21 protein-coding genes and 1 tRNA gene are annotated in these 22889 nt (G+C 57.8%); 13 read left to right on the top strand and 9 right to left on the bottom strand.

The window, feature by feature from the left end; genetic code table 11:
* Positions 1-134: 134 nt before the first annotated feature.
* The 4 genes from B4056_RS02630 to B4056_RS02615 form a co-directional block, all read right to left on the bottom strand.
* Positions 135-482 carry a DUF4156 domain-containing protein gene (locus B4056_RS02630; RefSeq protein ID WP_039385686.1) on the bottom strand — a complete coding sequence of 116 codons (348 nt, stop codon included), beginning with the start codon at positions 480-482 and terminating at the stop codon, positions 135-137.
* A 198-nt stretch (positions 483-680) separates the two neighbouring features.
* Entirely contained in the window at positions 681-2330 is a 1650-nt protein-coding gene (gene groL, locus B4056_RS02625; protein WP_039382134.1) for a chaperonin GroEL, read from the bottom strand.
* Positions 2331-2376: 46 nt separating this feature from the next.
* The gene (locus tag B4056_RS02620) at positions 2377-2670 is read right to left on the bottom strand and encodes a co-chaperone GroES (protein ID WP_039382130.1); all 294 of its coding nucleotides are present in this window, start codon (positions 2668-2670) and stop codon (positions 2377-2379) included.
* Positions 2671-2864: 194 nt separating this feature from the next.
* Positions 2865-3317, bottom strand: coding sequence for an FxsA family protein (locus tag B4056_RS02615; RefSeq protein ID WP_288653747.1), 453 nt, complete (start codon positions 3315-3317; stop codon positions 2865-2867).
* Between the two features lie 376 nt (positions 3318-3693).
* On the opposite strand from B4056_RS02615, the gene aspA reads away from it, so the two are divergent.
* The 6 genes from aspA to B4056_RS02585 all read left to right on the top strand — a co-directional run bounded on the left by aspA (position 3694) and on the right by B4056_RS02585 (position 10276).
* Positions 3694-5130: an aspartate ammonia-lyase gene (aspA, locus tag B4056_RS02610; RefSeq protein WP_039382126.1), complete on the top strand. Its 1437-nt coding sequence runs from the start codon at positions 3694-3696 to the stop codon at positions 5128-5130.
* Between the two features lie 115 nt (positions 5131-5245).
* Entirely contained in the window at positions 5246-6547 is a 1302-nt protein-coding gene (locus tag B4056_RS02605; protein ID WP_113654956.1) for an anaerobic C4-dicarboxylate transporter, read from the top strand.
* 82 nt (positions 6548-6629) lie between these two features.
* On the top strand, positions 6630-8315 hold the full coding sequence (locus B4056_RS02600) for a protein-disulfide reductase DsbD (protein WP_288653746.1): 1686 nt from the start codon (positions 6630-6632) through the stop codon (positions 8313-8315).
* Between the two features lie 64 nt (positions 8316-8379).
* Positions 8380-8958 carry a division control transcriptional repressor DicD gene (gene dicD, locus B4056_RS02595; protein WP_094110665.1) on the top strand — a complete coding sequence of 193 codons (579 nt, stop codon included), beginning with the start codon at positions 8380-8382 and terminating at the stop codon, positions 8956-8958.
* A 106-nt stretch (positions 8959-9064) separates the two neighbouring features.
* Positions 9065-9140: transfer RNA gene (locus B4056_RS02590), tRNA-Phe, on the top strand.
* Positions 9141-9391: 251 nt separating this feature from the next.
* Entirely contained in the window at positions 9392-10276 is an 885-nt protein-coding gene (locus B4056_RS02585) for a sugar phosphate isomerase/epimerase family protein (protein ID WP_039382117.1), read from the top strand.
* A 54-nt stretch (positions 10277-10330) separates the two neighbouring features.
* Here the strand turns inward: B4056_RS02585 and B4056_RS02580 are convergent, their stop codons facing one another.
* Positions 10331-10519, bottom strand: coding sequence for a hypothetical protein (locus B4056_RS02580; RefSeq protein WP_039382115.1), 189 nt, complete (start codon positions 10517-10519; stop codon positions 10331-10333).
* On the opposite strand from B4056_RS02580, the gene B4056_RS02575 reads away from it, so the two are divergent.
* The 3 genes from B4056_RS02575 (at position 10506) to B4056_RS02565 (ending at position 12798) form a co-directional block, all read left to right on the top strand.
* Positions 10506-11525 carry a LacI family DNA-binding transcriptional regulator gene (locus B4056_RS02575; RefSeq protein ID WP_288653743.1) on the top strand — a complete coding sequence of 340 codons (1020 nt, stop codon included), beginning with the start codon at positions 10506-10508 and terminating at the stop codon, positions 11523-11525. The two genes, B4056_RS02580 and B4056_RS02575, sit on opposite strands and share 14 nt — an antisense overlap.
* Before the next feature lie 101 nt (positions 11526-11626).
* The gene (gene yghU, locus B4056_RS02570; protein WP_104085604.1) at positions 11627-12508 is read left to right on the top strand and encodes a glutathione-dependent disulfide-bond oxidoreductase; all 882 of its coding nucleotides are present in this window, start codon (positions 11627-11629) and stop codon (positions 12506-12508) included.
* Entirely contained in the window at positions 12508-12798 is a 291-nt protein-coding gene (locus B4056_RS02565) for a DUF1330 domain-containing protein (RefSeq protein ID WP_039382107.1), read from the top strand. The genes yghU and B4056_RS02565 overlap by 1 nt, the downstream gene beginning before the upstream one ends.
* A gap of 76 nt (positions 12799-12874) precedes the next feature.
* On the opposite strand, the gene B4056_RS02560 is transcribed toward B4056_RS02565, so the two are convergent.
* A complete protein-coding gene (locus tag B4056_RS02560) occupies positions 12875-14116 on the bottom strand; it encodes an MFS transporter (RefSeq protein WP_039382105.1) in 1242 nt (413 codons plus the stop codon).
* 418 nt (positions 14117-14534) lie between these two features.
* Here B4056_RS02560 and B4056_RS02555 point away from each other — a divergent pair, with 418 nt between their 5' ends.
* Positions 14535-15128 (top strand): hypothetical protein, encoded by a 594-nt coding sequence (locus B4056_RS02555; protein ID WP_039382101.1) that lies wholly within the window; start codon positions 14535-14537, stop codon positions 15126-15128.
* 289 nt (positions 15129-15417) lie between these two features.
* Positions 15418-17796, top strand: coding sequence for a glucose/quinate/shikimate family membrane-bound PQQ-dependent dehydrogenase (locus B4056_RS02550; protein WP_071669153.1), 2379 nt, complete (start codon positions 15418-15420; stop codon positions 17794-17796).
* Positions 17797-17844: 48 nt separating this feature from the next.
* Here B4056_RS02550 and B4056_RS02545 read toward each other — a convergent pair whose 3' ends face one another.
* The 3 genes from B4056_RS02545 to B4056_RS02535 form a co-directional block, all read right to left on the bottom strand.
* Entirely contained in the window at positions 17845-19065 is a 1221-nt protein-coding gene (locus B4056_RS02545) for an MFS transporter (RefSeq protein WP_094110662.1), read from the bottom strand.
* 109 nt (positions 19066-19174) lie between these two features.
* On the bottom strand, positions 19175-20065 hold the full coding sequence (locus B4056_RS02540; RefSeq protein WP_113654951.1) for a LysR family transcriptional regulator: 891 nt from the start codon (positions 20063-20065) through the stop codon (positions 19175-19177).
* An 85-nt stretch (positions 20066-20150) separates the two neighbouring features.
* Positions 20151-20519, bottom strand: coding sequence for a helix-turn-helix domain-containing protein (locus tag B4056_RS02535; RefSeq protein ID WP_039382095.1), 369 nt, complete (start codon positions 20517-20519; stop codon positions 20151-20153).
* A 177-nt stretch (positions 20520-20696) separates the two neighbouring features.
* On the opposite strand from B4056_RS02535, the gene B4056_RS02530 reads away from it, so the two are divergent.
* On the top strand, positions 20697-21356 hold the full coding sequence (locus B4056_RS02530) for a response regulator (RefSeq protein ID WP_039382093.1): 660 nt from the start codon (positions 20697-20699) through the stop codon (positions 21354-21356).
* The gene (locus B4056_RS02525; RefSeq protein WP_071669147.1) at positions 21353-22711 is read left to right on the top strand and encodes a sensor histidine kinase; all 1359 of its coding nucleotides are present in this window, start codon (positions 21353-21355) and stop codon (positions 22709-22711) included. The genes B4056_RS02530 and B4056_RS02525 overlap by 4 nt, the downstream gene beginning before the upstream one ends.
* The last annotated feature ends 178 nt before the right edge of the window (positions 22712-22889 follow it).

The following is a 22889-nucleotide window of genomic DNA, read 5'->3' as shown; positions in this document are numbered from 1 at the left end:
TGCCGCAACTGATGCGCACCCGGCGTGCTTATGTAGGGTCGCCATTAATGGCGACCACAGCGGCTCGTAACCCCCACATTCCGCTGCAAATAAAAAAAGCCGCTCTCGCGGCTTTTTTTATTGCTGCTCTGCTATTACGGACACTTGTAAACCTGGCCGGTCATTTTGCTGTCGAGCGGCGCGAACGCAGAAAGCAGATTCTGCGTCGGGCTGGTGGCACCATAAATAACGTTGCCGCCCATTTCAGCCGCCCGGTTGCGCAGATCGTTGGCAGCACCGCGCAGCGCGCTATTTTCGCCGCCCGCCCCGCTCAGCCAGTTGCTCTGTGAGCCGGTGACGTTGCCCAGAAGCTGACATTGACTTGCTGGCTGCTCATCGACAAACGTGACGCGTTCGCCAGCGGCGCTCAGCTGATTTGAGCTGCTGCAACCCGCCAGCAGCATGATGCCCGCTGCCAGTCCGGGCAAGAGGTTAATCCGCATTGTAATCCCCATTTTATTATCATCAGTGTCGGGCGGCAGCGTAGCAGAAAAGCGCACTTTTTTTCTGAACATTCATTGCCCTGAACCCACAAAGCCGAAAGATCGCGTCCCTACTTATACCCTGTTCGCCAGCAAAAGAAAAACCCCCGACCGTTTCCGGTCGGGGGTTTCGCAGATAGCTTACGCTGTCGGGGACAATTACATCATGCCGCCCATACCGCCCATGCCACCCATACCGCCTGCGCCCGCGCCTAAATCAGGTGCGTCGCCTTTAGGCAGATCGGTAACCATGCACTCGGTAGTGATCATCAGACCAGCTACAGAGGCCGCGTACTGCAGCGCAGAACGGGTTACTTTGGTTGGATCCAGGATACCGAAGTCGATCATGTTGCCATACTCTTCGGTCTGCGCGTTGTAACCGTAGTTACCGTCGCCCGCTTTCACGTTGTTTGCCACAACGGAAGGCTCTTCACCGGCGTTGGAAACGATCTGACGCAGCGGAGCTTCCATTGCGCGCAGCGCAACTTTGATACCGACGTTTTGATCTTCGTTCTGACCACGCAGATCGGTCAGCTGAGCCGCAACGCGAACCAGCGCGACACCGCCGCCCGCTACCACGCCTTCTTCTACCGCAGCACGGGTAGCGTGCAGGGCATCTTCAACGCGGGCTTTCTTCTCTTTCATTTCCACTTCAGTAGCGGCGCCTACTTTCAGTACGGCTACGCCGCCTGCCAGTTTCGCTACGCGCTCCTGCAGCTTCTCTTTATCGTAATCTGAGGTCGCTTCTTCGATCTGCTGACGGATCTGCGATACGCGGCCAGAGATAGCGCCCTGATCGCCCACACCATCGATGATGGTGGTGGTATCTTTGTTGATCACGACACGCTTGGCCTGACCCAGATCTTCCAGCGTGGATTTCTCCAGCTCCATACCGATCTCTTCAGAGATCACGGTACCGCCGGTCAGGATAGCGATATCCTGCAGCATCGCTTTACGACGGTCGCCAAAGCCTGGCGCTTTAACCGCAGCCACTTTCACGATACCGCGCATGGTGTTCACCACCAGCGTTGCCAGTGCTTCACCTTCCACATCTTCCGCGATGATCAGCAGTGGTTTGCCCGCTTTCGCAACGGCTTCCAGTACTGGCAGCATTTCACGAATGTTGGAGATTTTCTTGTCAGCCAGCAGAATGAACGGGCTTTCCAGCTCAACTGCGCCGGTTTCTGGCTTGTTGATGAAGTAAGGAGAGAGGTAGCCGCGATCGAACTGCATACCTTCCACTACGTCCAGCTCGTCCTGCAGACCGGTGCCTTCTTCAACGGTGATAACGCCTTCTTTACCCACTTTTTCCATCGCCTGGGCGATCAGGGTACCAACGCTCTCATCGGAGTTAGCAGAAATAGTACCAACCTGCGCGATTGCGCGGGTGTCCTGGCAAGGTACAGACAGCGCTTTCAGCTGCTCAACAGCAGCGACAACGGCTTTATCGATACCGCGCTTCAGATCCATCGGGTTCATGCCGGCCGCAACGGCTTTCAGGCCTTCGTTAACGATAGACTGTGCCAGTACGGTTGCGGTGGTGGTGCCGTCGCCTGCTGCATCGTTTGCTTTAGACGCGACTTCTTTCACCATCTGCGCACCCATGTTCTCGAACTTATCTTCCAGCTCGATTTCACGCGCAACAGAAACACCATCTTTAGTGATGGTCGGTGCACCAAAAGATTTATCCAGAACCACGTTACGGCCTTTCGGGCCCAGGGTAACTTTTACTGCATCTGCCAGTACGTTCACGCCACGCAGCATTTTTACGCGTGCGTCATTACCGAATTTTACGTCTTTAGCTGCCATTTCAAATTTCCCTTAAATTCGTTTCGTTCAGTGAATTACGCGTAAATTACGCTTCGACAATCGCCAGGATGTCGCTTTCAGAGATGATCAGAACTTCTTCGTTGTCGATTTTCTCGGTTTTTGCACCGTAGCCTTCGCTGAAAATCACCAGATCACCCACTTTCACGTCCAGCGGCTTGATCTCGCCGTTGTCCAGGATGCGGCCATTGCCAACAGCCAGAACTTCACCACGGGTTGATTTGCCAGCTGCAGAGCCGGTCAGAACGATACCGCCTGCTGATTTAGCTTCAACTTCTTTACGCTTGACGATAACGCGATCGTGCAACGGACGAATTTTCATTTGGTAGCTCTCCTTTGAGAAGTCCAATCATTCATTTTTGGGTTGAACGCCGGGCTTGAGGGTTCCGGCCTCGTGCAGGAAGAGATAGGGGCAGACAAGAGAGTTTCAAGGGGAAAAAAATAAAAAAATTTTTGTTTGTGCTACAAACGCTTAAAAAGAATACAAATAAGGCGGCTTGCGCCGCCTCGCTTACCTCAGCGATCTTTATCGTGGCCGATGCGATCCTGATCTTTACGCTCAAATTCACCATCCATCGTTACGCCGCTGTCGGGTCCCTGGCCAGGACCGCGCCAGACGCGCAGATGCGGCATCAGCCTCAGCGTCAGGAGCTTTTGCACCGGCGGCGGCAGCAGCAGCAGGCCGAGAAAGTCGGTAAAGAAGCCGGGCAGCAGCAGCAGCACACCGGCGATGATCAGCGAGACGCTTTTAATCATCTCCGCTGCCGGGCTTTCGTTACGCGCAAGCTTCTCCTGCATCAGCATAAAGTTTTTCATGCCCTGATTTTTCACCAGCGACACACCGATACAGGAGGTAAAAATTACCAGCAGCATCGTCAGCAGCACGCCCAGCGCATGTGCCACCTGGATAAACAGCGTGATCTCAATCCACGCCAGGACAAAAAAGAGTAAAAACGGTAACCAGCGCACTGGTGTCTCCTGTGAGTTGGGCCGCCTCGCGACAGGCCAGGCGGCAGAAACAGAGCGATCGTAACGATCATAGGTAGTGAGATGGGCACCCGCGCGGTGGATTTCAACCGCACCGGCCAAATAATTCCTTTTGACATAAAAGTGAGAGATACATCACATATCGTTATTACCACTTGCCGGGCAAATGTCCGTAAAGTGATCTGTGTACGAGCATTTCTGCCGTGACAGAATATGATCGTGCCCGCCAGCCCGAAGATGGATAAAATGTCGGCACTGGTATTCCACGACAATATAATTGCTTCACCTGCGTGTTATTCGCTCTCCATCCATGCCGGATGCGTGGCGGTATCAGAGCAGCAATAATAAGAAGGTAATCATGGCGAACAACATTCGTATCGAAGAAGACCTGTTAGGCATGCGCGAAGTGCCGGCGGATGCTTATTACGGTGTTCATACTCTGCGTGCGATTGAAAATTTCTATATCAGTAGCAGTAAAATCAGCGACATTCCTGAATTTGTCCGCGGCATGGTGATGGTTAAAAAAGCAGCCGCGCTGGCTAACAAAGAGCTGCAGACGATCCCGCGCAACATTGCGAATACCATTATTCAGGCCTGCGATGAGGTGCTGAACAACGGCAAATGCATGGATCAGTTCCCGGTAGATGTTTACCAGGGCGGCGCCGGCACCTCGGTGAACATGAATACCAACGAAGTGCTGGCAAACATCGGCCTGGAGCTGATGGGTCACCAGAAAGGTGAGTATCAGTATCTCAACCCCAACGACCACGTTAACAAATGCCAGTCAACCAATGATGCCTACCCGACCGGCTTCCGGATTGCGGTTTACGCCTCTATTCTCAAGCTGCTGGATGCGATTGCCCAGCTGAGCGAAGGCTTCCAGCGCAAAGCCGTGGAGTTTGAAAACATTCTGAAGATGGGCCGCACCCAGCTGCAGGATGCGGTGCCGATGTCGCTGGGCCAGGAGTTCCACGCGTTTAACGTGCTGCTGAATGAAGAGACCCGCAATATTCTGCGCACCGCCGAGCTGTTGCTGGAAGTGAACCTTGGCGCAACCGCAATCGGTACGCGCCTTAATACGCCGGATGGCTATCAGCAGCTGGCCGTGCAGCGCCTGGCAGAAGTCAGTAATTTGCCGGTGGTACCGGCGGAAGATCTGATTGAAGCAACGTCCGACTGCGGCGCCTACGTGATGGTGCATTCAGCGCTGAAGCGTCTGGCGGTGAAGCTGTCAAAAATCTGCAACGACCTGCGTCTGCTCTCTTCCGGTCCGCGCGCCGGCCTGAACGAAATCAACCTGCCGGAACTGCAGGCGGGCTCCTCGATCATGCCAGCCAAAGTCAATCCGGTGGTGCCGGAAGTGGTGAATCAGGTCTGTTTTAAGGTTATCGGCAACGATACCACGGTGACCATGGCGTCTGAGGCGGGTCAGCTGCAGCTTAACGTAATGGAACCGGTGATTGGCCAGGCGCTGTTTGAATCCGTCAGCATTCTGACCAACGCCTGCTATAACCTGCTGGAAAAATGCGTTAATGGCATCACGGCGAACAAAGCGGTCTGCGAAGCCTACGTATTCAACTCTATCGGTATTGTCACCTATCTCAACCCCTATATCGGCCACCACAACGGCGATATTGTGGGTAAAGTCTGTGCTGAAACCGGCAAAAGCGTACGTGAAGTGGTGCTGGAACGCGGCCTGCTGACCGAAGCGGAGCTGGATGATATTTTCTCCGTCCAGAACCTGATGCATCCGACCTATAAAGCGAAACGCTATACCGACGAAAACGAACAGTAATCTGTTTCCGATCATGTCGCCCCGGGCACGCCTGTATACAATACGGCGTGCTTTTTTTATATGTGGCGACTACAACATTCAGGGGACACGTTCTGCAGCCTGAGGAGAGAAACGGATGATAGCAGTGGAACTGGCAGTGGTATTCGTGGCGATCTGGCTCGGTGCCCGCCTGGGCGGTATCGGAATCGGCTTTGCCGGCGGTCTGGGAGTGCTGATATTGACGCTGGTGTGCGGCATGAAGCCCGGCGCAATCCCGTTTGATGTGATCGAAATTATTATGGCCGTTATCGCCGCGATTGCTGCTATGCAGGTCGCAGGCGGTATGGATTACCTGGTCGGGCTGGCGGAAAAGCTGCTGCGCCGTCATCCGCGCTACGTGACTTTTCTGGCGCCGCTGGTGACCTATCTGATGACGCTGCTGGCCGGCACCGGCCACACCGCGTTCTCCACCCTGCCGGTTATCGCTGAAGTTGCCAAAGAGCAGGGCGTCAGGCCATCGCGTCCGCTCTCTATCGCGGTGGTGGCCTCCCAGATTGCGATCACCGCCTCTCCGCTCTCTGCGGCAGTGGTATTTTTTGCCTCCATACTGGAACCCCGCGGCGTCAGCTATCTGGCGCTGCTGGGTGTGGCGCTGCCCTCAACGATGGCGGCAATCTTCTGCGCGGCAGTGATCACCAACTTTCTCGGTACAGAACTAAAGGATGATGCAATCTATCAGGCGCGGCTTGCCAGAGGCGACGTGACGCTGCGCGGTGAGAAAGTGTATACCACCCGACCCGGCGCGCGCCGCGCCGTATTGCTGTTTCTGACCGGCATTGTGGCAGTGGTGCTCTATGCCACCGCCATCAGCGACAGCGTGGGCCTGATCGCCAGCCCGGTGCTGCCGCGTAACGAAGCGATCGTCGTGTTTATGCTCACGGTCGCTACGCTGATCTGTCTGACCTGCCGCGTGGACAGCAGTGAGATCCTCAGTGCCAGCACGTTTAAATCGGGCATGAGCGCCTGCATCTGCGTCATGGGCGTGGCGTGGCTGGGCGATACCTTTGTCAAAGCGCACCTGAGCGAGATCCAGACTCTGGCGGGCGACATGCTGCAGCGCTATCCCTGGATGCTGGCGCTGGTGCTGTTTTTTGCCGCCACCTTGCTTTATTCGCAGGCGGCAACCACCAAAGCATTGATGCCGGCAGCACTGATGCTCGGCGTCTCGCCGCTGGCGGCAGTGGCCTCGTTTGCGGCGGTATCAGCGCTCTTTGTCCTGCCTACCTATCCGACGCTGCTGGCCGCGGTGGAAATGGATGACACCGGTTCGACGCGAATCGGCAAGTTTGTCTTTAACCACTCCTTTATTATTCCGGGCGTACTGGCCATCGCCTTTTCCGTGGCGTTTGGCTTTCTGTTTGGCAGTCTGATCCTCTGACGCCGTTACATTGTGAAATCCTGTGCCGAAGCGGGCGTGCTATGCTCACCGCTTCTGCACTACCGGAGTTGATTAATTTGTTATGGCTGCATCTCTTTCCCGCCTGCTGACGCTCTGCCTGACGCTGCTGCTTTGCCTGTCGGCTCAGGCCGATCTCTTTGCGCCGAAATCCACCAGCCGCTTTGTGCCGGTCGATCAGGCCTTTCAGTTTGATTTTTCTCAGCGGGGCTCAACGCTGACGCTGAACTGGCAGGTCAGGCCCGGCTACTATCTCTATCGTCAGCAGATGAAGATTACGGCTCAGCACGCGCAGCTGGCCCCGCTGACGCTGCCGGCTGGCGAAGCGCATGAAGATGAATTTTATGGCAAAAGCGAGATTTATCGTCAGGCGGTGACGCTGCCGGTGACGCTGCAGCGGGCGGATGCGGGCGCCACGCTGACGGTGACGTATCAGGGCTGCGCCGCGGCCGGATTCTGCTACCCGCCGGAGAGCCGTACCGTTCCGCTGAGCGCCGTCAGCAGCGGCAGCGCGCCGGTTACGGCGCAGCCTGCCGCCACGCCGCTGCCCTTCTCGCCGCTCTGGGCGCTGCTGATCGGTATCGGCGTCGCCTTTACCCCCTGTGTCCTGCCGATGTACCCGCTGATTTCCGGCATTATCCTCGGCGGCGCACGCCGCTACAGCGTCGGCCGGCTGCTGGCGCTGGCGCTGGTCTATGTGCAGGGCATGGCGCTGACCTACACGCTTTTGGGCGTTGTGGTCGCGGCGGCCGGGCTGCGCTTTCAGGCGGCGCTGCAGCATCCATACGTCCTGGCGGGTCTGTCGCTGCTGTTTATTCTGCTGGCGCTGTCGATGTTTGGCCTGTTTTCGCTGCAGCTGCCCGCCAGCCTGCAGACGCGTCTTGCGCTCTGGAGCAATCAGCAGCGCGGCGGCTCGCTGCCTGGCGTATTTGTCATGGGCGCGCTGGCCGGGCTTATCTGCTCCCCCTGCACCACGGCGCCGCTCAGCGCGATCCTGCTGTATATCGCACAGAGCGGAAACCTGTGGGCCGGCGCCGGCACGCTGTGGCTCTACGCCGTGGGAATGGGGCTGCCGCTGATCGCCGTCACGCTTTTTGGCCATCGGCTACTGCCCAAAAGCGGCCCGTGGATGCAGACGGTAAAAGAGGCATTCGGGTTTGTTATCCTGGCGCTGCCGGTATTTCTGCTGGAGCGTATCCTCGGCGACACCTGGGGGTTGCGGCTCTGGAGCCTGCTGGGCGTAGCGTTTTTCAGCTGGGCATTTATTCACAGCATCAACGCGCGCGGCAAGTGGCGCTTCGTGCCGCTGGTGATGTTAGGGGCAGCGCTGATTATGGCACGGCCGCTGCAGGAATGGGCGTTTGGCGCTACGGCAAGCCAGAGCGTGGCACACCTGCCCTTTAAGCGCATCAGCAGCAGCGCGGAGCTTGAGCAGGCGCTGCAGCAGGCACCGGGGCGCATCACCATGCTCGATCTCTATGCCGACTGGTGTGTCGCCTGCAAAGAGTTTGAAAAATATACCTTCAGCGATCCGGCAGTCGCCAGCGCGCTTGCTGACGTGCAGCTGCTGCAGGCGGATGTCACCGCAAACAGCGCGCAGGATAATGCCCTGCTGAAGCAGCTGCAGGTGCCAGGATTGCCGACCATTCTGTTTTTTGACGCGCAGGGTCGGGAGATCCCCGATTCCCGTATCAGCGGCTTTCTGCGTGCGGCAGCGTTTCGCGCGCATTTGCAGAATTTGCCGCGTTAAACGACACTGGTTCAGCCACTACCCGCTCATCGACGAGCGGGCCGATATTCCAGAGGAGAGTCATGTGCAACGCGAACAAATTCTGGAGCATGCGCTGAATGTGCTCGAACAACACGGCCTGGCGGCTACCCTGTCGCTGCCGCAGCTGGCAGGTGAAACCGGACTCAGCACTGAACAGCTGACCCGCTACTGGCCCGACTGCGATGCGCTGCTCTATGATGCACTGCGCTATCACGGTCAGCAGATCGACAGCTGGCGGCGTCAGGTACAGCTGGATGAGCGGCTCACTCCGGCGCAAAAGCTGATGGCGCGCTATGACGTGCTGGCAGAGTATGTCAGTAAAGGCCGGTTTCCCGGCTGCCTGTTTATTGCGGCCTGCAGCTTCTATCCGCAGCCTGACCAGCCGGTGCACCAGCTGGCGGAGCAGCAGAAGCGCCACTCATGGCAGTTTACCCATGAGATCCTGGTTGAGCTGGCGCTGGACAATCCCGCGATGGTAGCCGATCAGATGGAGCTGATCCTCGAGGGCTGCCTGAGCAAACTGCTGGTGAAACGCAACGTTCAGGATGTGGCGACCGCCCGGCGGCTGGCGGAAGATGTATTCAGTATTGCGCTCTGTCGTCAGAACGGCGCACTCGCCTGAAAACGGGCTGACATGCCTGAAAAGCAGGCAGTCAGTCACGGATAGTGCGCTTTTTTGCTAAAACCCGTTGACGATCTGCGGCCATTAAGGTTTAATGCGCCCCGTTGCCCGAATAGCTCAGTCGGTAGAGCAGCGGATTGAAAATCCGCGTGTCCCTGGTTCGATTCCGGGTTCGGGCACCACAATTCAGAAAACCCGGCCTTATGGCCGGGTTTTTGCTTTTCTGCGTTGTCCATTTCACCTGTCCTGCTGCCTTTCCGCACCGTACCCGGTGCCATAATGATGGTTTTACATCAGCAAAATCGTAGAACGCGCCGACTTCCCTTCCTATAGTGGCTGATAAACACATTCTCCGTCTGCCTGGCGTTTCTGCATCAGCTTCCGCCTGTCCGGAACAACCCTGGCAGCGGAATAGCGCAGGAGAAGCGACAGCATGAAAATTGCTTTTGACGTGGACGTTATCCGGGATCTCGGCATTACCCGGATGGTGCATCAGGTGGCGGAATGGGGCTATAAATATATTGAGCAGTCACCCCATCCGCAGATCAATCCCTTTTATAAACACCCCAAAGCCAGCCGCGAAATCCTGCGTGAATATAAAAATGCGCTGAACGCCACCGGCACCGAAATCTCTTCCTTCATCACGGTTTATCGCTGGTCGGGACCCGACGAGCTGCGGCGTCAGGCGGCGGTAAAAAACTGGAAGCGTATGATTGAAATTGCGGTTGAAATGGGCGTGCAGGTTATCAATACCGAACTCTCCGGCAACCCTAATGAGCCAGAGATCTGCGAAGAGATGTTCTACCGCTCTATGGAGGAGCTGCTGCCGATTGTCGAGCGGGAAGGGATCCGCATTGAAATCCAGGCGCACCCGTGGGATTTCTGCGAAGAGAACAATGAAACAGCGGATATCGTGAAGTCGTTTCGCAGCGATAACGTGAAGTATATCTATAGTGCGCCTCACACCTTCTATTATGACAAAGGCAAAGGGGATGTGAAAAACATGCTGCACTACGCTGGCGACGATCTGTCGCATATGCTGATCGCCGATACCATGAACCACACCAAACACTGCCGCTACATTGTGAATCCGCCCGGCGTGGACGCAACCATCCATCAGCACGTCGCGGTGGGAGAAGGCGAAGTCAACTTCGATGCGCTGTTTGAAGCGCTGCGCGAGATGGATTTTGCCCGGCGCAGCTTCAAAGTCGGCGGTGAGTCGATTATCTCAGCGGCGCTGTTCGGCTATCCGGAGAAGATGCGCTATCAAGCGGTAGAGACGCGCGAACTGATTGAGCGCGAACTGCTGAACCTCTGATTGCCGCATCGGGTAGTATTCTCCCCCTGGGCCCTGCAGGGGGAAACGCACCGCTTACATCGCGCCAGGCATCACCGCGCCCTTCTGCAGCGGCACTATTATCATCGCCATATCAACAGCAAAGCTGCGGATCTCCTCCTTTAGCTCACACTTCAGAATGCCCTGTCTTGTCAAAATATCCCGTTCTGGCAGGCTGTCAGAACGCAGTTTTTTGATGGAATTCACTCGAATGAAAGCAACCACGCTGGCCGGACTGGCTAAGCGCGCAGGCGTTGGCGTCGCAACCGTGGATCGGGTCCTGAACGATCGCGGGGGCGTCTCGCCCGCGATGACGCGAAAAGTGCTGCAGGCGGCCCGGGAGGCGGGCTTAAAACGTATTCTCCCGGAGGAGCATCGTCACAGCTGGCAGATTGAGGTCATCCTGAGCGGCAACGGCTCATTCTTCTTTCAGCAGCTGGCGCAGGAGTTTGCCCGCCTGGCAGATGCGCTGGGCTACCGGCGCGTCCGGCTGCATCGCACGCTTATCCCGGAAGATGCGCCGGAGAAACTGGCGGCCCATATCGATGCCGGTAGTAAAAGAATGGACGGGCTGATTGTTTTTGCCCACGCCAGCCCGCTGATTTATCAGGCGCTGGCCAGCTGCCAGGCGCGGGGCGTGCCGGTCATCACGCTGGTGAGCGATCTGCCTGACGCGCCGCGGCTCTGCCATGTCGGTATCGATCAATACAAAGCGGGACGCACGGCGGGCCTGATGCTCGGCAGCATGGCGGCCAGTACAGGGGATGTGGTGCTGATCAGCGGTCGCGCTGACTACCTCGCGCACCAGCAGCGTATTGAAGGTTTTCAGCAGGTGCTGGCTGAGCGCTTTCCGCAGCTGCGACTGCGTGAGATCCTCGCCGGCCAGGACGATCGCGAACGCATCAGCCGGCTGCTGGAAAAAACGCTGGCGGGATCGCGCCAGATCGCCGGACTCTATAACACCGGCATGGGCAATACCCAGATTTATGAAGCGCTGGCGCGCCACCGGCTGTGCGGCAGCACGGTTTATGTGACGCATGAACTTTATGCAACTACGCGCCAGCTGCTGCAGCAGCGCATCCTGACCCTGACCCTCGATCAGAACACGCAGCGCCACGCTGAACTCGCTCTGTCCCTGCTGCTGCGGCATCTGGAAGAGCGCGAGCAGCCTGATACTTACGCGCCGGGCAAAGTCGACTTTATGCTCTATACCCAGGAGAACTGTACCTGATCCCGCAAACCCGCTCACCGCCAGCGCGGTTAAATCGGCGCGGAATTGCGCTGCTACACTCAGTGGCAGCGCAACGCTCACGACCATAAGGTGAAATGACGATGTCAGATAATCAGTATCAGCCCGCAAAAGTCTGGACCTGGGAACCGGAAGCCAAAGGCAACGGCGCCAGCACGAACCGCCCTGCCGCTGGCGCCACGCATGAGCAGGCGCTGCCGGTCGGGAAGCATCCGCTGCAGCTCTACTCGCTCGGTACGCCAAATGGTCAGAAGGTCACTATTCTGCTGGAGGAGCTGCTGGCGGTGGGCGTAAAAGAGGCGGAGTATGACGCCTGGCTCATCCGCATTGGTGAAGGCGATCAGTTCTCCAGCGGTTTTGTTGATGTGAACCCTAACTCTAAAATTCCGGCGCTGAGCGACCACTCCGTGACGCCACCGCAGCGGGTGTTTGAATCAGGTAATATCCTGCTCTATCTGGCGGAGAAGTTTGGCTACTTTATTCCGGAAGATGTGGCGGGCCGCACTGAAACCCTGAACTGGCTCTTCTGGCTGCAGGGTTCTGCACCCTATCTTGGCGGCGGCTTTGGCCACTTCTACCACTATGCACCGGAGAAAATTGAATACGCCATCAACCGCTTTACGCTGGAAGCGAAGCGTCAGCTGGATGTGCTGGATCGCCAGCTGGCGGATCACCGCTTCCTCGCAGGTGACGCCTATACCATTGCGGATATCGCGACCTGGCCCTGGTATGGCAACCTGGTGCTGAATGGCCTGTATGGTGCAGCAGAGTTTCTGGATGTGCAGGCTTACACCAACGTGGTGCGCTGGGCGAAAGAGATCGCGGAGCGTCCGGCGGTAGTACGCGGACGTAAAGTTAATCGCGCCTTTGGCGCTGAGCCGCAGGATCAGCTGCTGGAGCGGCATGACGCCAGCGATTTTGAACACAACACCGAAGATAAACGTCAGGCACGGGGAGAGAAGTAATGACCGCTTACATGGTAATGATTAAGGATGAGACGCTGGACAAAGATGAGCTGGCAACCTACTCACAGAAAGCGGGCGACGCGCGTGGCGATCATCAGATCACGCCGCTGGCTTTTTATGGCGAGCAGGAAGTGCTGGAAGGCCGGGATGCCGAAGGCGTTGTCGTTCTGGCATTTGCCGATATGGACGCCGCGCGCGCCTGGTATCACAGTCCGGCTTATCAGGAAGCGAAAGCGCACCGCGTGAAAGGCGCTAACTACCGCGTTATCCTGGTCAACGGGGTCGCATAACGCGCCGACGCCAGGCAGACCGGCTGCCGGTCTGCTGATGTGCCCGGCGGCGTGATGCTGCGCCGGGCACCCTCATCTACACGCCGCTTTCATTCTCCAGCTTTTGCCGTTTGCGCAGATGCGGGAAAAGCGTCATCCAGACGGCGACCACTATCAGCGTACCTATTCCGCCCAGCGCGGCCGCCGGTACCGCCCCCAGCCATGCGGCCAGCAGGCCAGATTCAAACTCCCCCAGCTGATTGGACGTATTGATAAAAATAGCGTTCACGGCGTTGACGCGGCCACGCATATCATCCGGCGTATCGAGCTGGACCAGCGCACCGCGGATCACCATACTGACCATATCAAATCCCCCCAGCGCAGCCAGCGCCAGCAGCGACAGCCAGAGCTGAGTGGAGAGCGCAAACAGCAGCGTCGCCAGACCAAAACCGGCTACCGAGCCAAACATAATCATACCGACGTGCTTCTCCAGCTTATTACGGCTGAGCCAGACGCCCACCACCAGCGCTCCGACTGACGGTGCGCCGCGCAGCATGCCCAGCCCCCACGGCCCGGTATGCAGAATATCCTGCGCAAAAATCGGCAGCAGCGCCGTGGCCCCGCCCAGCAGCACGGCAAACAGATCAAGCGAGATCACGCCCAGCACATCTTTGCGCTCGCGAATAAAACGTACGCCAGCGAACATATTGGTCAGGTTCATCGGCATGCGCGACTGCGGCGGCCGCGCGTAGCGCAGGCGGCTAATCAGTACGATAGAGAAGAGATAGAACAGCGCGGAAACGCCATACACCACTTCAGGCCCGGCGACATAAAGCAGGCCGCCCAGCGTCGGGCCGACGATCACCGCCGCCTGACCGCCTACTGAACTGGCAGCCATCGCACGGGCCAGAACCGGCGGCGGCACCAGCGCCGGCAGCATAGAGGTGATAGCCGGCCACTCCAGCGCCTTTGCCACTGAGATCAGAAACACCAGTCCCCAGATCTCAACGCTTCCTGCCCAGTGCAGCAGCGTCAGCGCCACCAGCCCAAGCAGCGCTGCCCACTCAATCAGTTGTCCCACCAGAACAATGCGACGACGGTCGTGCTGATCGGCCAGATGACCAGCCGGCAGCGCCAGCAGTACCGAGGGTAAAAACTGCATTAAACCGATCATACCCAGCGCCAGCGCACTGTGTGTCAGGGCATAGATTTGCCAGCTGACCGCCACTGAAAACATCTGAAAGCCGAATGACGAGCAGGTGCGCGCCAGCCAGAAAGCCACAAACGGTCGATGCCGCAGCAGAGAGTCTTCTGCAGCAGAGCTTTTTATACCTGTCATGCGATCCCATCCTGAAATGATTAACTGATTAGCGTCATTGCACTAATCTGGTCAGAAGCCAGGCAGTGACTTCTGTTATCGTTTTGTCTCTCTGAGGGTGCGTGATATCACTCTGGCAGGCAATGGCAGGTTGTGCGCTTTTGAAACAAAAACTTAACTGCCTGGCAGATAAACATTGGTCTCTATATATCAGGAGAGTGATTGTTATTGATTGAATACCGGTATTGATTTATTGATTACTGAATTAACAGCTTAATTATCCCTTTTAACGCCAGGAATATCTCTGTATCAGAGACAGGTAAAAAAAGGTGATTTAACACTCTCTTTCGATCTATATTAGCCGCCGGTAAATTTCAGTCATAACACGCATTTATAATAAAACATATCTTTCCGGTTAATAATTTTTTTGCAGAGATACATGAAAAACAGTACTTATAATCCTTATGTTACTGAGCGTATTCATCGCTTTGACAACACGCTGTGCGGCGTGTGTTATTCAGCACCCTTTATGCATTGCGAGCAGGACGCTGATACATTACTTAATGGACATAACATAATTGCTTTGCATAATCAGCTGCCTGATACCCCTGAACTAATAATTATTCCGCTGGCGGGAAATAGCCTGATGGAATTTTTACGTGCCCCGGAAAATTATCCGATGCTGCAGGCTGCCCACGTCCGTCTGGCAATTGATTATGCAGGGCTGCTACAGGGTGGTGCCCCCCTGCTTGCCGTTGCGCACCACTTCTCATTCTGGCTGTGCGATCTCGCGCCGCCGGGAACAGAGTGGAAAAAGATCGTGGCGTTTCCATTTAGCGGTGTGGTTTTATCCGAGGATTTTTTTAACGATAATTACCTCAAGTTCAGCTTTCCGTTTTTAATTGAGTCTCTGAGAGAAAGAGAAGCAGACGTTATATTACGCACCGCACAGCTGACGCTGAATAGCGAACATTACCAGCGCCTGCAGTTAAGCGGCTGGCAGCAGCAGCGCACACCCGGCACGCTTTTTTAGGGTAACCGTTTACACAATCTGCTACTTCGCGGCGCAGCCACCTGATTTGATCGGAATTAACGCCGCTATTCCGCCATAAAATGTCGTGTGATTTGGTCCGACAGAGTTAAAACCGCTAAAAAAAGCAAACTCGTTAACGTTTTTAAGATAAAATTTAACGCAAAGGGATCATCTGGCGTCACGGAAGAACGCTGCGTGAACATTTCTGCTCACTTCGTACTCTATGTCGGGAAACAGCCTGAAGCGTTGTTTCCTTTGTTTTTCTATGGCAAAGAAAGAGGTCAATATTATGGGGAAAGCTTCCTCATCTTTTGGCGTAATCCGCCTGCTCACGGTGCTGTTCGCACTGCTGACGGGCGCGTTTATGCTGGTTGGTGGCATTTGGTTAGCCACCATTGGAGGTTCCTGGTACTACGTTATTGGCGGTGTGATGATGCTGATCACCGCTGTTCTGCTCTGGCGTCGCAGCAGCGCCGCGCTGCTGCTGTATGCGCTGCTGCTGCTTGGCACGCTGATCTGGGGCGTATGGGAAGTCGGCTTTGACTTCTGGGCGCTGGCACCGCGCACCGATGTACTGGTGATTTTCGGTATCTGGCTGATCCTGCCTTTCGTCTATCGCACGTTTAATCCTGCCGGCAGAGGCGCGATGCTGGTGGCGCTGATTGCCAGCGTACTGGTTCTGGCGTGGGCCGTTTTCCACGATCCGCAGGAGCTGAATGGCGAGCTGCCCGCTGCAGCGACCACCCCGCAGACTCAGCCTATCAGCAATATTGCTGATGCTGACTGGCCGGCGTACGCGCGCGATCAGCAGGGCACCCGCTTTTCTCCGCTGAAGCAGATCAACGCCAGCAACGTCAAAGAGCTGCAGGTTGCCTGGCAGTTCCAGACCGGCGATCTGAAAAATGCTAACGATCCGGGTGAAATCACTGATGAAGTGACGCCGATTAAAATCCGCGACACGCTCTATCTCTGCTCACCGCATCAGATCCTGTTTGCACTGGATGCCACAACCGGTAAGCAGAAGTGGAAGTTTGATCCGGCTCTGAAGCAGAATCCGACCTTCCAGCACATCACCTGCCGCGGCGTTTCCTATCATGAAACCCCTGCAGCAGCGGATAGCGCGGCAACTCAGCCGGCACTCTGCGCACGTCGCATCTATCTGCCGGTCAACGATGGTCGTCTGTTTGCTCTGGATGCGGAAACCGGCGAACGCTGCCCGGCATTTGGTAACAACGGTGAGCTGGACCTGCAGCACAAGCAGCCGGTTACCACCCCTGGTCAGTATGAACCGACCTCGCCACCGATTATCACCGATACCACTATCGTGATCGCCGGTGCCGTAACCGATAACTACTCTACCCGTGAGCCATCGGGTGTGATCCGCGGCTTTGACGTCAACACCGGCAAACTGCTGTGGGCATTCGATCCGGGCGCGAAAGATCCTAACGCGATTCCGGAAGATGAGCACACCTACACCCTGAATTCACCGAACTCATGGGCACCGGCGGTTTACGATCCGAAACTGGATATCGTTTATCTGCCAATGGGCGTCTCTACTCCGGATATCTGGGGCGGCAACCGTACGCCTGAGCAGGAGCGTTATGCGAACAGCGTTCTGGCGCTGAATGCCACCACCGGTAAGCTGGTCTGGTCTTATCAGACCGTGCATCACGACCTGTGGGATATGGACCTGCCTTCTCAGCCGACGCTGGCTGATATCACCGACAAAGATGGCAACACCGTTCCGGTGATCTACGCGCCGGCGAAAACCGGTAACATCTTTGTGCTGGATCGCCGCAACGGCAAGCTGGTTGTACCGGCACCGGAAACCCCGGTTCCGCAGGGCGCAGCAAAAGGTGACCACGTATCACCGACGCAGCCTTACTCTGAGCTGACCTACCGTCCTAAGCAGAATCTGACTGACAAGGATATGTGGGGCGCGACGATGTTCGACCAGCTGGTGTGCCGCGTGATCTTCAAGCGCCTGCGCTATGACGGTCCGTTCACGCCGCCGTCTGAACAGGGTACGCTGGTCTTCCCGGGTAACCTCGGTATGTTTGAATGGGGTGGTATCGCCGTTGATCCACATCGTCAGATTGCCATCGCTAACCCAATGGCGCTGCCGTTTGTCTCGAAGCTGATCCCACGCGGACCGGGCAACCCGGCTGAGCCACCGAAAGGTGCGGAAGGCGGCTCCGGTACTGAAACCGGCGTGCAGCCACAGTATGGCGTGCCGTTTGGCGTTGAGCTGAATCCATTCCTGTCACCTTTCGGCCTGCCGTGCAAACAGCCAGCCTGGGGTTATATTTCTGCGGTGGATCTGAAAACCAACGAAACCGTGTGGAAAAAACGCATTGGTACCGTGCGCGACAGCGCGCCTCTGCCGCTGCCGTTTAAGATGGGTATGCCTATGCTGGGCGGCCCAATCACCACGGCGGGACACGTTGCCTTTATCGGCGCAACGGCAGATAACTACCTGCGTGCGTTTGATACCAACACCGGTGAAATGCTGTGGCAGGCGCGTCTGCCAGCCGGTGGTCAGGCAACGCCGATGACCTATGAAGCGAACGGCAAGCAGTACGTTGTCATCGCAGCTGGCGGTCACGGTTCGTTTGGCACCAAACTGGGCGACTACGTGGTTGCCTATGCGCTGCCTGATACGAAATAACCTTTCGTAACAGCAGAATAAATCAGGCGGGCCGGTGGCCCGCCTTTTTTATGCGCTCTGTCTCTCCTGCACCACGCCGCGTACCAGTAAAGCACACAGCGCCATCATCAGCGCGGTGAGCAGAAACACCGGCTGCATGCCAAACGCTCCGCTCACGATCCCGCCGCAGAGCGGTCCGGTCACCTGCCCGGCATACTGTGCCGAGGTCGCATAGCCCAGCATTTTTCCCGTCTGCTGCTGCGGGACGTGGTGGCGTATCAGCGCGGTAATGCAGGGCAGCAGTCCGCCCAGCGCCACGCCCATCAGAAAACGCAGGCCGGTAAGCTGCCATACGTGGCTGATAAACGCCTGCGGGATCAGCAGCAGCGCGCTGGCCGCGAGCCCGGCAAGCAATACACGCCCGTGTCCGATGCGATCCGCCAGCCGCCCGGCCAGCGGCGCAGCAAGAATACTTCCCAGCGCCGCCGCCGCCATCACAATCCCGGCGTTGACGGTTATCGCGTGCTCGCCCTGCACAAACTGCGCAATATAGAGCGTGATAATAGGTTCCACTGACATCGTGGCAAACATCATCAGCATGGCCGTGAGCCACATCAGTCGCACCACCCGAAGATTCGCCGGCGGCTCATCAGCGGCCTGCCCTGCCGTGGCTGCGCCTTTGGGCTGCCGCGGTGCCTCTTTCAGCAGACACGCCGTGCCGAGAAACGCGAGGAAGATCGCCGCGCCCGTCAGCCAGAAGGTGTGACGGATGCCAATCAGCGGCGGCAATATTCCGCCCAGCAGCGGCCCCGCGACGTTGCCCGCCATAATGCCCGCTGAGAGGATACCCAGCGCCCAGCCGGTGTGGGCTTTTGGCGTCTGCGCAGCGACCAGAATCGTGGATCCGGAAGCGTATCCCCCCAGCAGCCCGGCCAGCAGGCGCAGCGCCACCAGCTGCCAGGGTGCGGTGGCCATACCAATCAGCGACATGGCTATCGCCATGCCGAGGCTGGCGCGGATCAGCATCAGTTTGCGTCCGTAGCGATCTGCCAGCCGGCCCCACAGCGGCGCCGTCAGCGCGGCGCTCAGAAACGTGGCCGCATAGGCGGCACCCGACCAGCGGGCGATCGCCGCCGGCTCCTCAACCCCAAGCTGCTGAACATAGATCGGCAGAAACGGCAGCAGCAGCGTCATGGCGACGATAGTGGTAAATGACCCCAGAGTGCAGACCAGCAGGTTGCACTTCCAGTGTTGCTGTTCAGCTGTTAATGATAATGAAGCGTGTGACATACCCTCTCCCGCCGGCTGTTTTTTATCAGGCTACCTGCGCGGAGGGAGAGAAAACAGAGGGCGTCGGAGAGTTACCTGCCAGCCTGCCACTGTTGCCAGCGAGCAACAGTCAGGATACCTGCAGCGCGGTGATCAGCGCATCGCAAAGCTGCGTAACCGGAGAGGAGGGCTGCGGCTGCTCTTTCAGCAGCAGGTAACTGTGAAAGCGGTCCATTTGCCAGTCGCTCAGCACCGGCTGGATATCGCCGCGCGCCAGCGCCTCGCGCGTCATATAGGAGGGCAGATAGGCAATGCCGCCGCCGGCCAGCGCCGCGTTCAGCAGCGCCATGCTGTTGTTGGCGCGAAAGCGGCTGCGTACCTCCAGCGCCAGCCGCTGCTTATCACGCCGGAACGGCAGAGCGGCGGTATGGGCCGGCCCGTGAAACAGCAGCAGGTTGTGGCGCGTCAGAGTGCGGGGATGATCAATCAGCGGATGCTTGGCCAGGTAGCCGGGCGTAGCGTAAAGACCCCAGTCGATGATACTGAGTTCGCGCCAGGTGCCTCCCTGCGGCGCGCGGCTGCGAACCACAATGGCGACATCGGCATCGGGGTGAGGGTCTTCGCTGGTGGTGAGATCCAGATCCACATGCAGATGAATATGCCGGCGAATAAAGGCGTCCACCACCGGCGCCACGCACTGGCAGCCAAAGGTTACCGGTGCCTGCAGGCGAAGATTGCCGGCCGGCAGCTGGTGCAGCTGCTGCACAAACGCATCCGCCTGATGCAGCTCGTCCAGCATGCGCAGGCAGAATGGGTAGTACGCCTGCCCGTGGCCGGTCAGCGCAACATGACGCGTGGTACGCTGCAGCAGTTTGATCCCCAGCCGCACCTCCAGCCGGGCAATTTCACGGCTGACATAGGATTTGGAGACGCCGAGAATACGCGCGGCTTCGCTGAAACTTTGGCGCTCCGCCACGTGCGCAAACAGCAGCATGGCTGTCAGATTATCACCAGGGTTCATGGGTCCGGCTGTCAGAGAAACATGACCCGCAGCTTAAAAGGTATTGCGCCGTTCTGCACCCGATTTTCTTTCCGCTGCTGGCCGGTCATACGGCGACGGCGAAAGGCAGCAGCAGCCGCTCCGGCTCAACGCGACGCTGACGACGCAGCTGGCCTGGCGTAATGCGAAAATAATTTTTAAAGGTGCGGGTGTAGGCCTGCTGCGTATCAAAACCGTAGTTCATGGCGACCTGTAAAATGGCGTCGTCGCTGTTAAGCAGCGTTAATGCCGATTCAGTCAGACGGCGCTGGCGGATATACTCAGCCAGTGAAAAACCGGTGTGCTGACGAAACAGACGCTGCAGATGCCAGCGTGAATAGCCCGATCGACGCGCCACCTCATCCAGATGCAGATCGTGACCTAAGTTATCTTCAATCCACTCCAGTAAACTACGGATAAACTCTCGCTGATTCATCGCACCCTCCGGCTTAACAGACTGTTCCTGAAGAGCCACTGTAGCGCAGGAGATTTATCCCTTAATTAGCGAAGAATTAGCGCAGAATTAGCAAAGCGCGCAGCGGTAAAATTCAGCGGTGATAATTTTTCACTAAGAATGCAGCGTTACACTGCCCCACACTGATAAGGAGACTCCATGCGCGTGCTGCTGGTAGAAGATGATGAGATGATTGGTGCCAACCTGCAGCAGGCCCTGGAAGCCGCAGGCTGGTCGGTGGACTGGGTGCGCGACGGCCGGTTTGCCTCGCACGCCTGGTCGGAAAGCAATTACACCTGCGTGCTGCTCGATCTTGGCCTGCCGCGTGAGGATGGTATCGACGTGTTGCGGCGTGCCCGCGCCCGCGGTGATATGACGCCGGTGCTGGTACTGACCGCCAGGGACAGCGTTGCCCAGCGCATTCAGGGGCTGGATAGCGGCGCGGATGATTATCTGCTCAAGCCCTTTGATCTGCAGGAGGTGCTGGCACGTATGCGCGCTATCACCCGACGCCGCCACGGTGCCGCCGACTCGCTGCTCGGCAGCGGCGACGTGCAGCTGGATATGATGACGCGGGAAGTGCTCTATAAGGGCCAGCGTGAACAGCTTACCGCTCGCGAATATGCACTGCTCTATGCGCTGCTGGAGCGGCCCGGCGCGATCCTTTCACGCGAACAGCTGGAGAATCGTATCTATGGCTGGGGCGAAGAGGTCACCAGCAACGCCGTTGATGTGCTGATCCACGGCATGCGGCGCAAACTGGGCAACGAAGCGATTCGCAACGTGCGCGGCCTTGGCTGGCGGGTACCGGCACAATGAAAAATTTTACGTTTCTGCGCTCCCTGCGCAATAAGCTGCTGATGAGCCTGGTGCTGCTGCATCTGGCGATGATTGGTGGCGTGACCTGGTACTTTTTCCACTGCTACGGCGACATGATGGGCTCAATGAAGGACGATCAGCTCGCAAAAGTGGCCGACGTCTGGTCAGCCAGTCAGACCATGCCCGCGCTGATCCCGACGATCCTCGATCAGGACCGGCTCAAAAGCGCTTACATCGTCCAGCTGTGGGATACGCATAATCAGCTGCGTGCCAGCTCGTGGCCGGCGCTGAAAGCCCCGCTGCAGGCGGTGCACGGCTGGTCCGATTTACGCCTTGGCGACTGCGGTGACGATTGTGAATGGCGCGTCTATACCCGCCCCGGCGAAGCGGGCAGTGAAATCGGCACGGTTCAGGTGCTGCATAATATCGGCTATATGAAAAGCCTGATGGTGAAACGCGTGCTCTCGGCGGTGATCCCGCTGATCCTGATGATGCCGCTGTCGCTGCTGCTGATCTGGCTGATCGTACGCGCCATTACGCGCAATCTGCTGGTGGCATCCCGGCAGATCGCGGCGCAGGAGAGCCTGCACCCGCATACGGTATCGCCGGATGGCCTGCCTGACGAAGTGCTGCCGCTGGTCGCCGCCTACAATGCGCTGCTGGATAAGCTGCGCGCCGCCTGGTCCGCCCAGCGGCAGTTTCTGGAGGATGCCGCGCATGAGCTGCGCACGCCGGTCACCGCCGTTACGCTGCAGCTGGAGAATCTGCGCCAGCATATTCAGCCCGGCGAGGCGCGCCGTCAGTTTGATCAGCTGGAAGCGGGCGTCAGCCGCACCCGTCATCTGGTGACGCAGCTGCTGGATGTGTCACGTCAGGAGGATCGGTCCGCGGTGCCGGTCGCGGAAACGATCGAACTCGACGATCTGCTGAAAGAGAGTATTGAGCAGCTGATGGTGGTTGCCGATAAGCGCGGCATCGATATCGGCTATAGCGGCAGCACGCGTTACCGGCTGCAGGCCAGCCGCTCTGAGCTGCGCACTCTGTTTGATAACGTCATCGGCAACGCAATGCTGCATACGCCAGAAGGAAGCCTGGTCGATGTGCTGCTGCACCGCACAGGCGATCGTACGGTGGTCGATATCGTCGATAACGGTTCCGGTATGCCGGAATCGTTTCTTGAGCGGGCGTTTGACCGCTTTACCCGTTCGCCGGACGTGCAGGCGCAGGGCAGCGGTCTCGGCCTGTCAATTGTGCGCAGCGTGGCGCAGAAGCATCAGATGCAGGTGGCGCTCTCTAACTGTCTTACCCCTCAGGGCGAGCGCTGCGGACTGCGGGTGCGGGTGACGTTGCCATAGGGGCTGGCGCTGAGCAGCGCAGGGCTGATTGCGGCAGCGCGCGGCACCGGAGGGGTTCCGCCCGCCAGCGCAGGGGTGCGCTAAGCAGTGCGCGGCACCGGAGGGGTTCCGCCCGCCAGGCTTCTGGCAGTTTCAGCGGCATCTCCGCACGCGGATTGCTAAGGGGCGGGTGGGCGCG

Source organism: Pantoea sp. UBA7232 (assembly GCF_002473195.1).
In the GTDB taxonomy this organism is placed as follows: domain Bacteria; phylum Pseudomonadota; class Gammaproteobacteria; order Enterobacterales; family Enterobacteriaceae; genus Pantoea; species Pantoea eucrina.
This window is presented reverse-complemented; position numbering and strand designations above follow the sequence as displayed.

Excerpts from the sequence above, each read along its gene's own strand:
- B4056_RS02530 (WP_039382093.1), top strand. The coding sequence starts at position 20,697 with ATGCGCGTGCTGCTGGTAGAAGATGATGAGATGATTGGTGCCAACCTG.
- groL (WP_039382134.1), bottom strand. The coding sequence starts at position 2,330 with ATGGCAGCTAAAGACGTAAAATTCGGTAATGACGCACGCGTAAAAATG.
- B4056_RS02605 (WP_113654956.1), top strand. The coding sequence starts at position 5,246 with ATGATAGCAGTGGAACTGGCAGTGGTATTCGTGGCGATCTGGCTCGGT.
- B4056_RS02585 (WP_039382117.1), top strand. The coding sequence starts at position 9,392 with ATGAAAATTGCTTTTGACGTGGACGTTATCCGGGATCTCGGCATTACC.
- yghU (WP_104085604.1), top strand. The coding sequence starts at position 11,627 with ATGTCAGATAATCAGTATCAGCCCGCAAAAGTCTGGACCTGGGAACCG.
- B4056_RS02575 (WP_288653743.1), top strand. The coding sequence starts at position 10,506 with ATGAAAGCAACCACGCTGGCCGGACTGGCTAAGCGCGCAGGCGTTGGC.
- B4056_RS02535 (WP_039382095.1), bottom strand. The coding sequence starts at position 20,519 with ATGAATCAGCGAGAGTTTATCCGTAGTTTACTGGAGTGGATTGAAGAT.
- B4056_RS02620 (WP_039382130.1), bottom strand. The coding sequence starts at position 2,670 with ATGAAAATTCGTCCGTTGCACGATCGCGTTATCGTCAAGCGTAAAGAA.
- B4056_RS02565 (WP_039382107.1), top strand. The coding sequence starts at position 12,508 with ATGACCGCTTACATGGTAATGATTAAGGATGAGACGCTGGACAAAGAT.
- B4056_RS02545 (WP_094110662.1), bottom strand. The coding sequence starts at position 19,065 with ATGTCACACGCTTCATTATCATTAACAGCTGAACAGCAACACTGGAAG.
- B4056_RS02555 (WP_039382101.1), top strand. The coding sequence starts at position 14,535 with ATGAAAAACAGTACTTATAATCCTTATGTTACTGAGCGTATTCATCGC.
- B4056_RS02540 (WP_113654951.1), bottom strand. The coding sequence starts at position 20,065 with ATGAACCCTGGTGATAATCTGACAGCCATGCTGCTGTTTGCGCACGTG.
- B4056_RS02525 (WP_071669147.1), top strand. The coding sequence starts at position 21,353 with ATGAAAAATTTTACGTTTCTGCGCTCCCTGCGCAATAAGCTGCTGATG.
- B4056_RS02560 (WP_039382105.1), bottom strand. The coding sequence starts at position 14,116 with ATGACAGGTATAAAAAGCTCTGCTGCAGAAGACTCTCTGCTGCGGCAT.
- B4056_RS02600 (WP_288653746.1), top strand. The coding sequence starts at position 6,630 with ATGGCTGCATCTCTTTCCCGCCTGCTGACGCTCTGCCTGACGCTGCTG.
- B4056_RS02550 (WP_071669153.1), top strand. The coding sequence starts at position 15,418 with ATGGGGAAAGCTTCCTCATCTTTTGGCGTAATCCGCCTGCTCACGGTG.
- B4056_RS02630 (WP_039385686.1), bottom strand. The coding sequence starts at position 482 with ATGCGGATTAACCTCTTGCCCGGACTGGCAGCGGGCATCATGCTGCTG.
- aspA (WP_039382126.1), top strand. The coding sequence starts at position 3,694 with ATGGCGAACAACATTCGTATCGAAGAAGACCTGTTAGGCATGCGCGAA.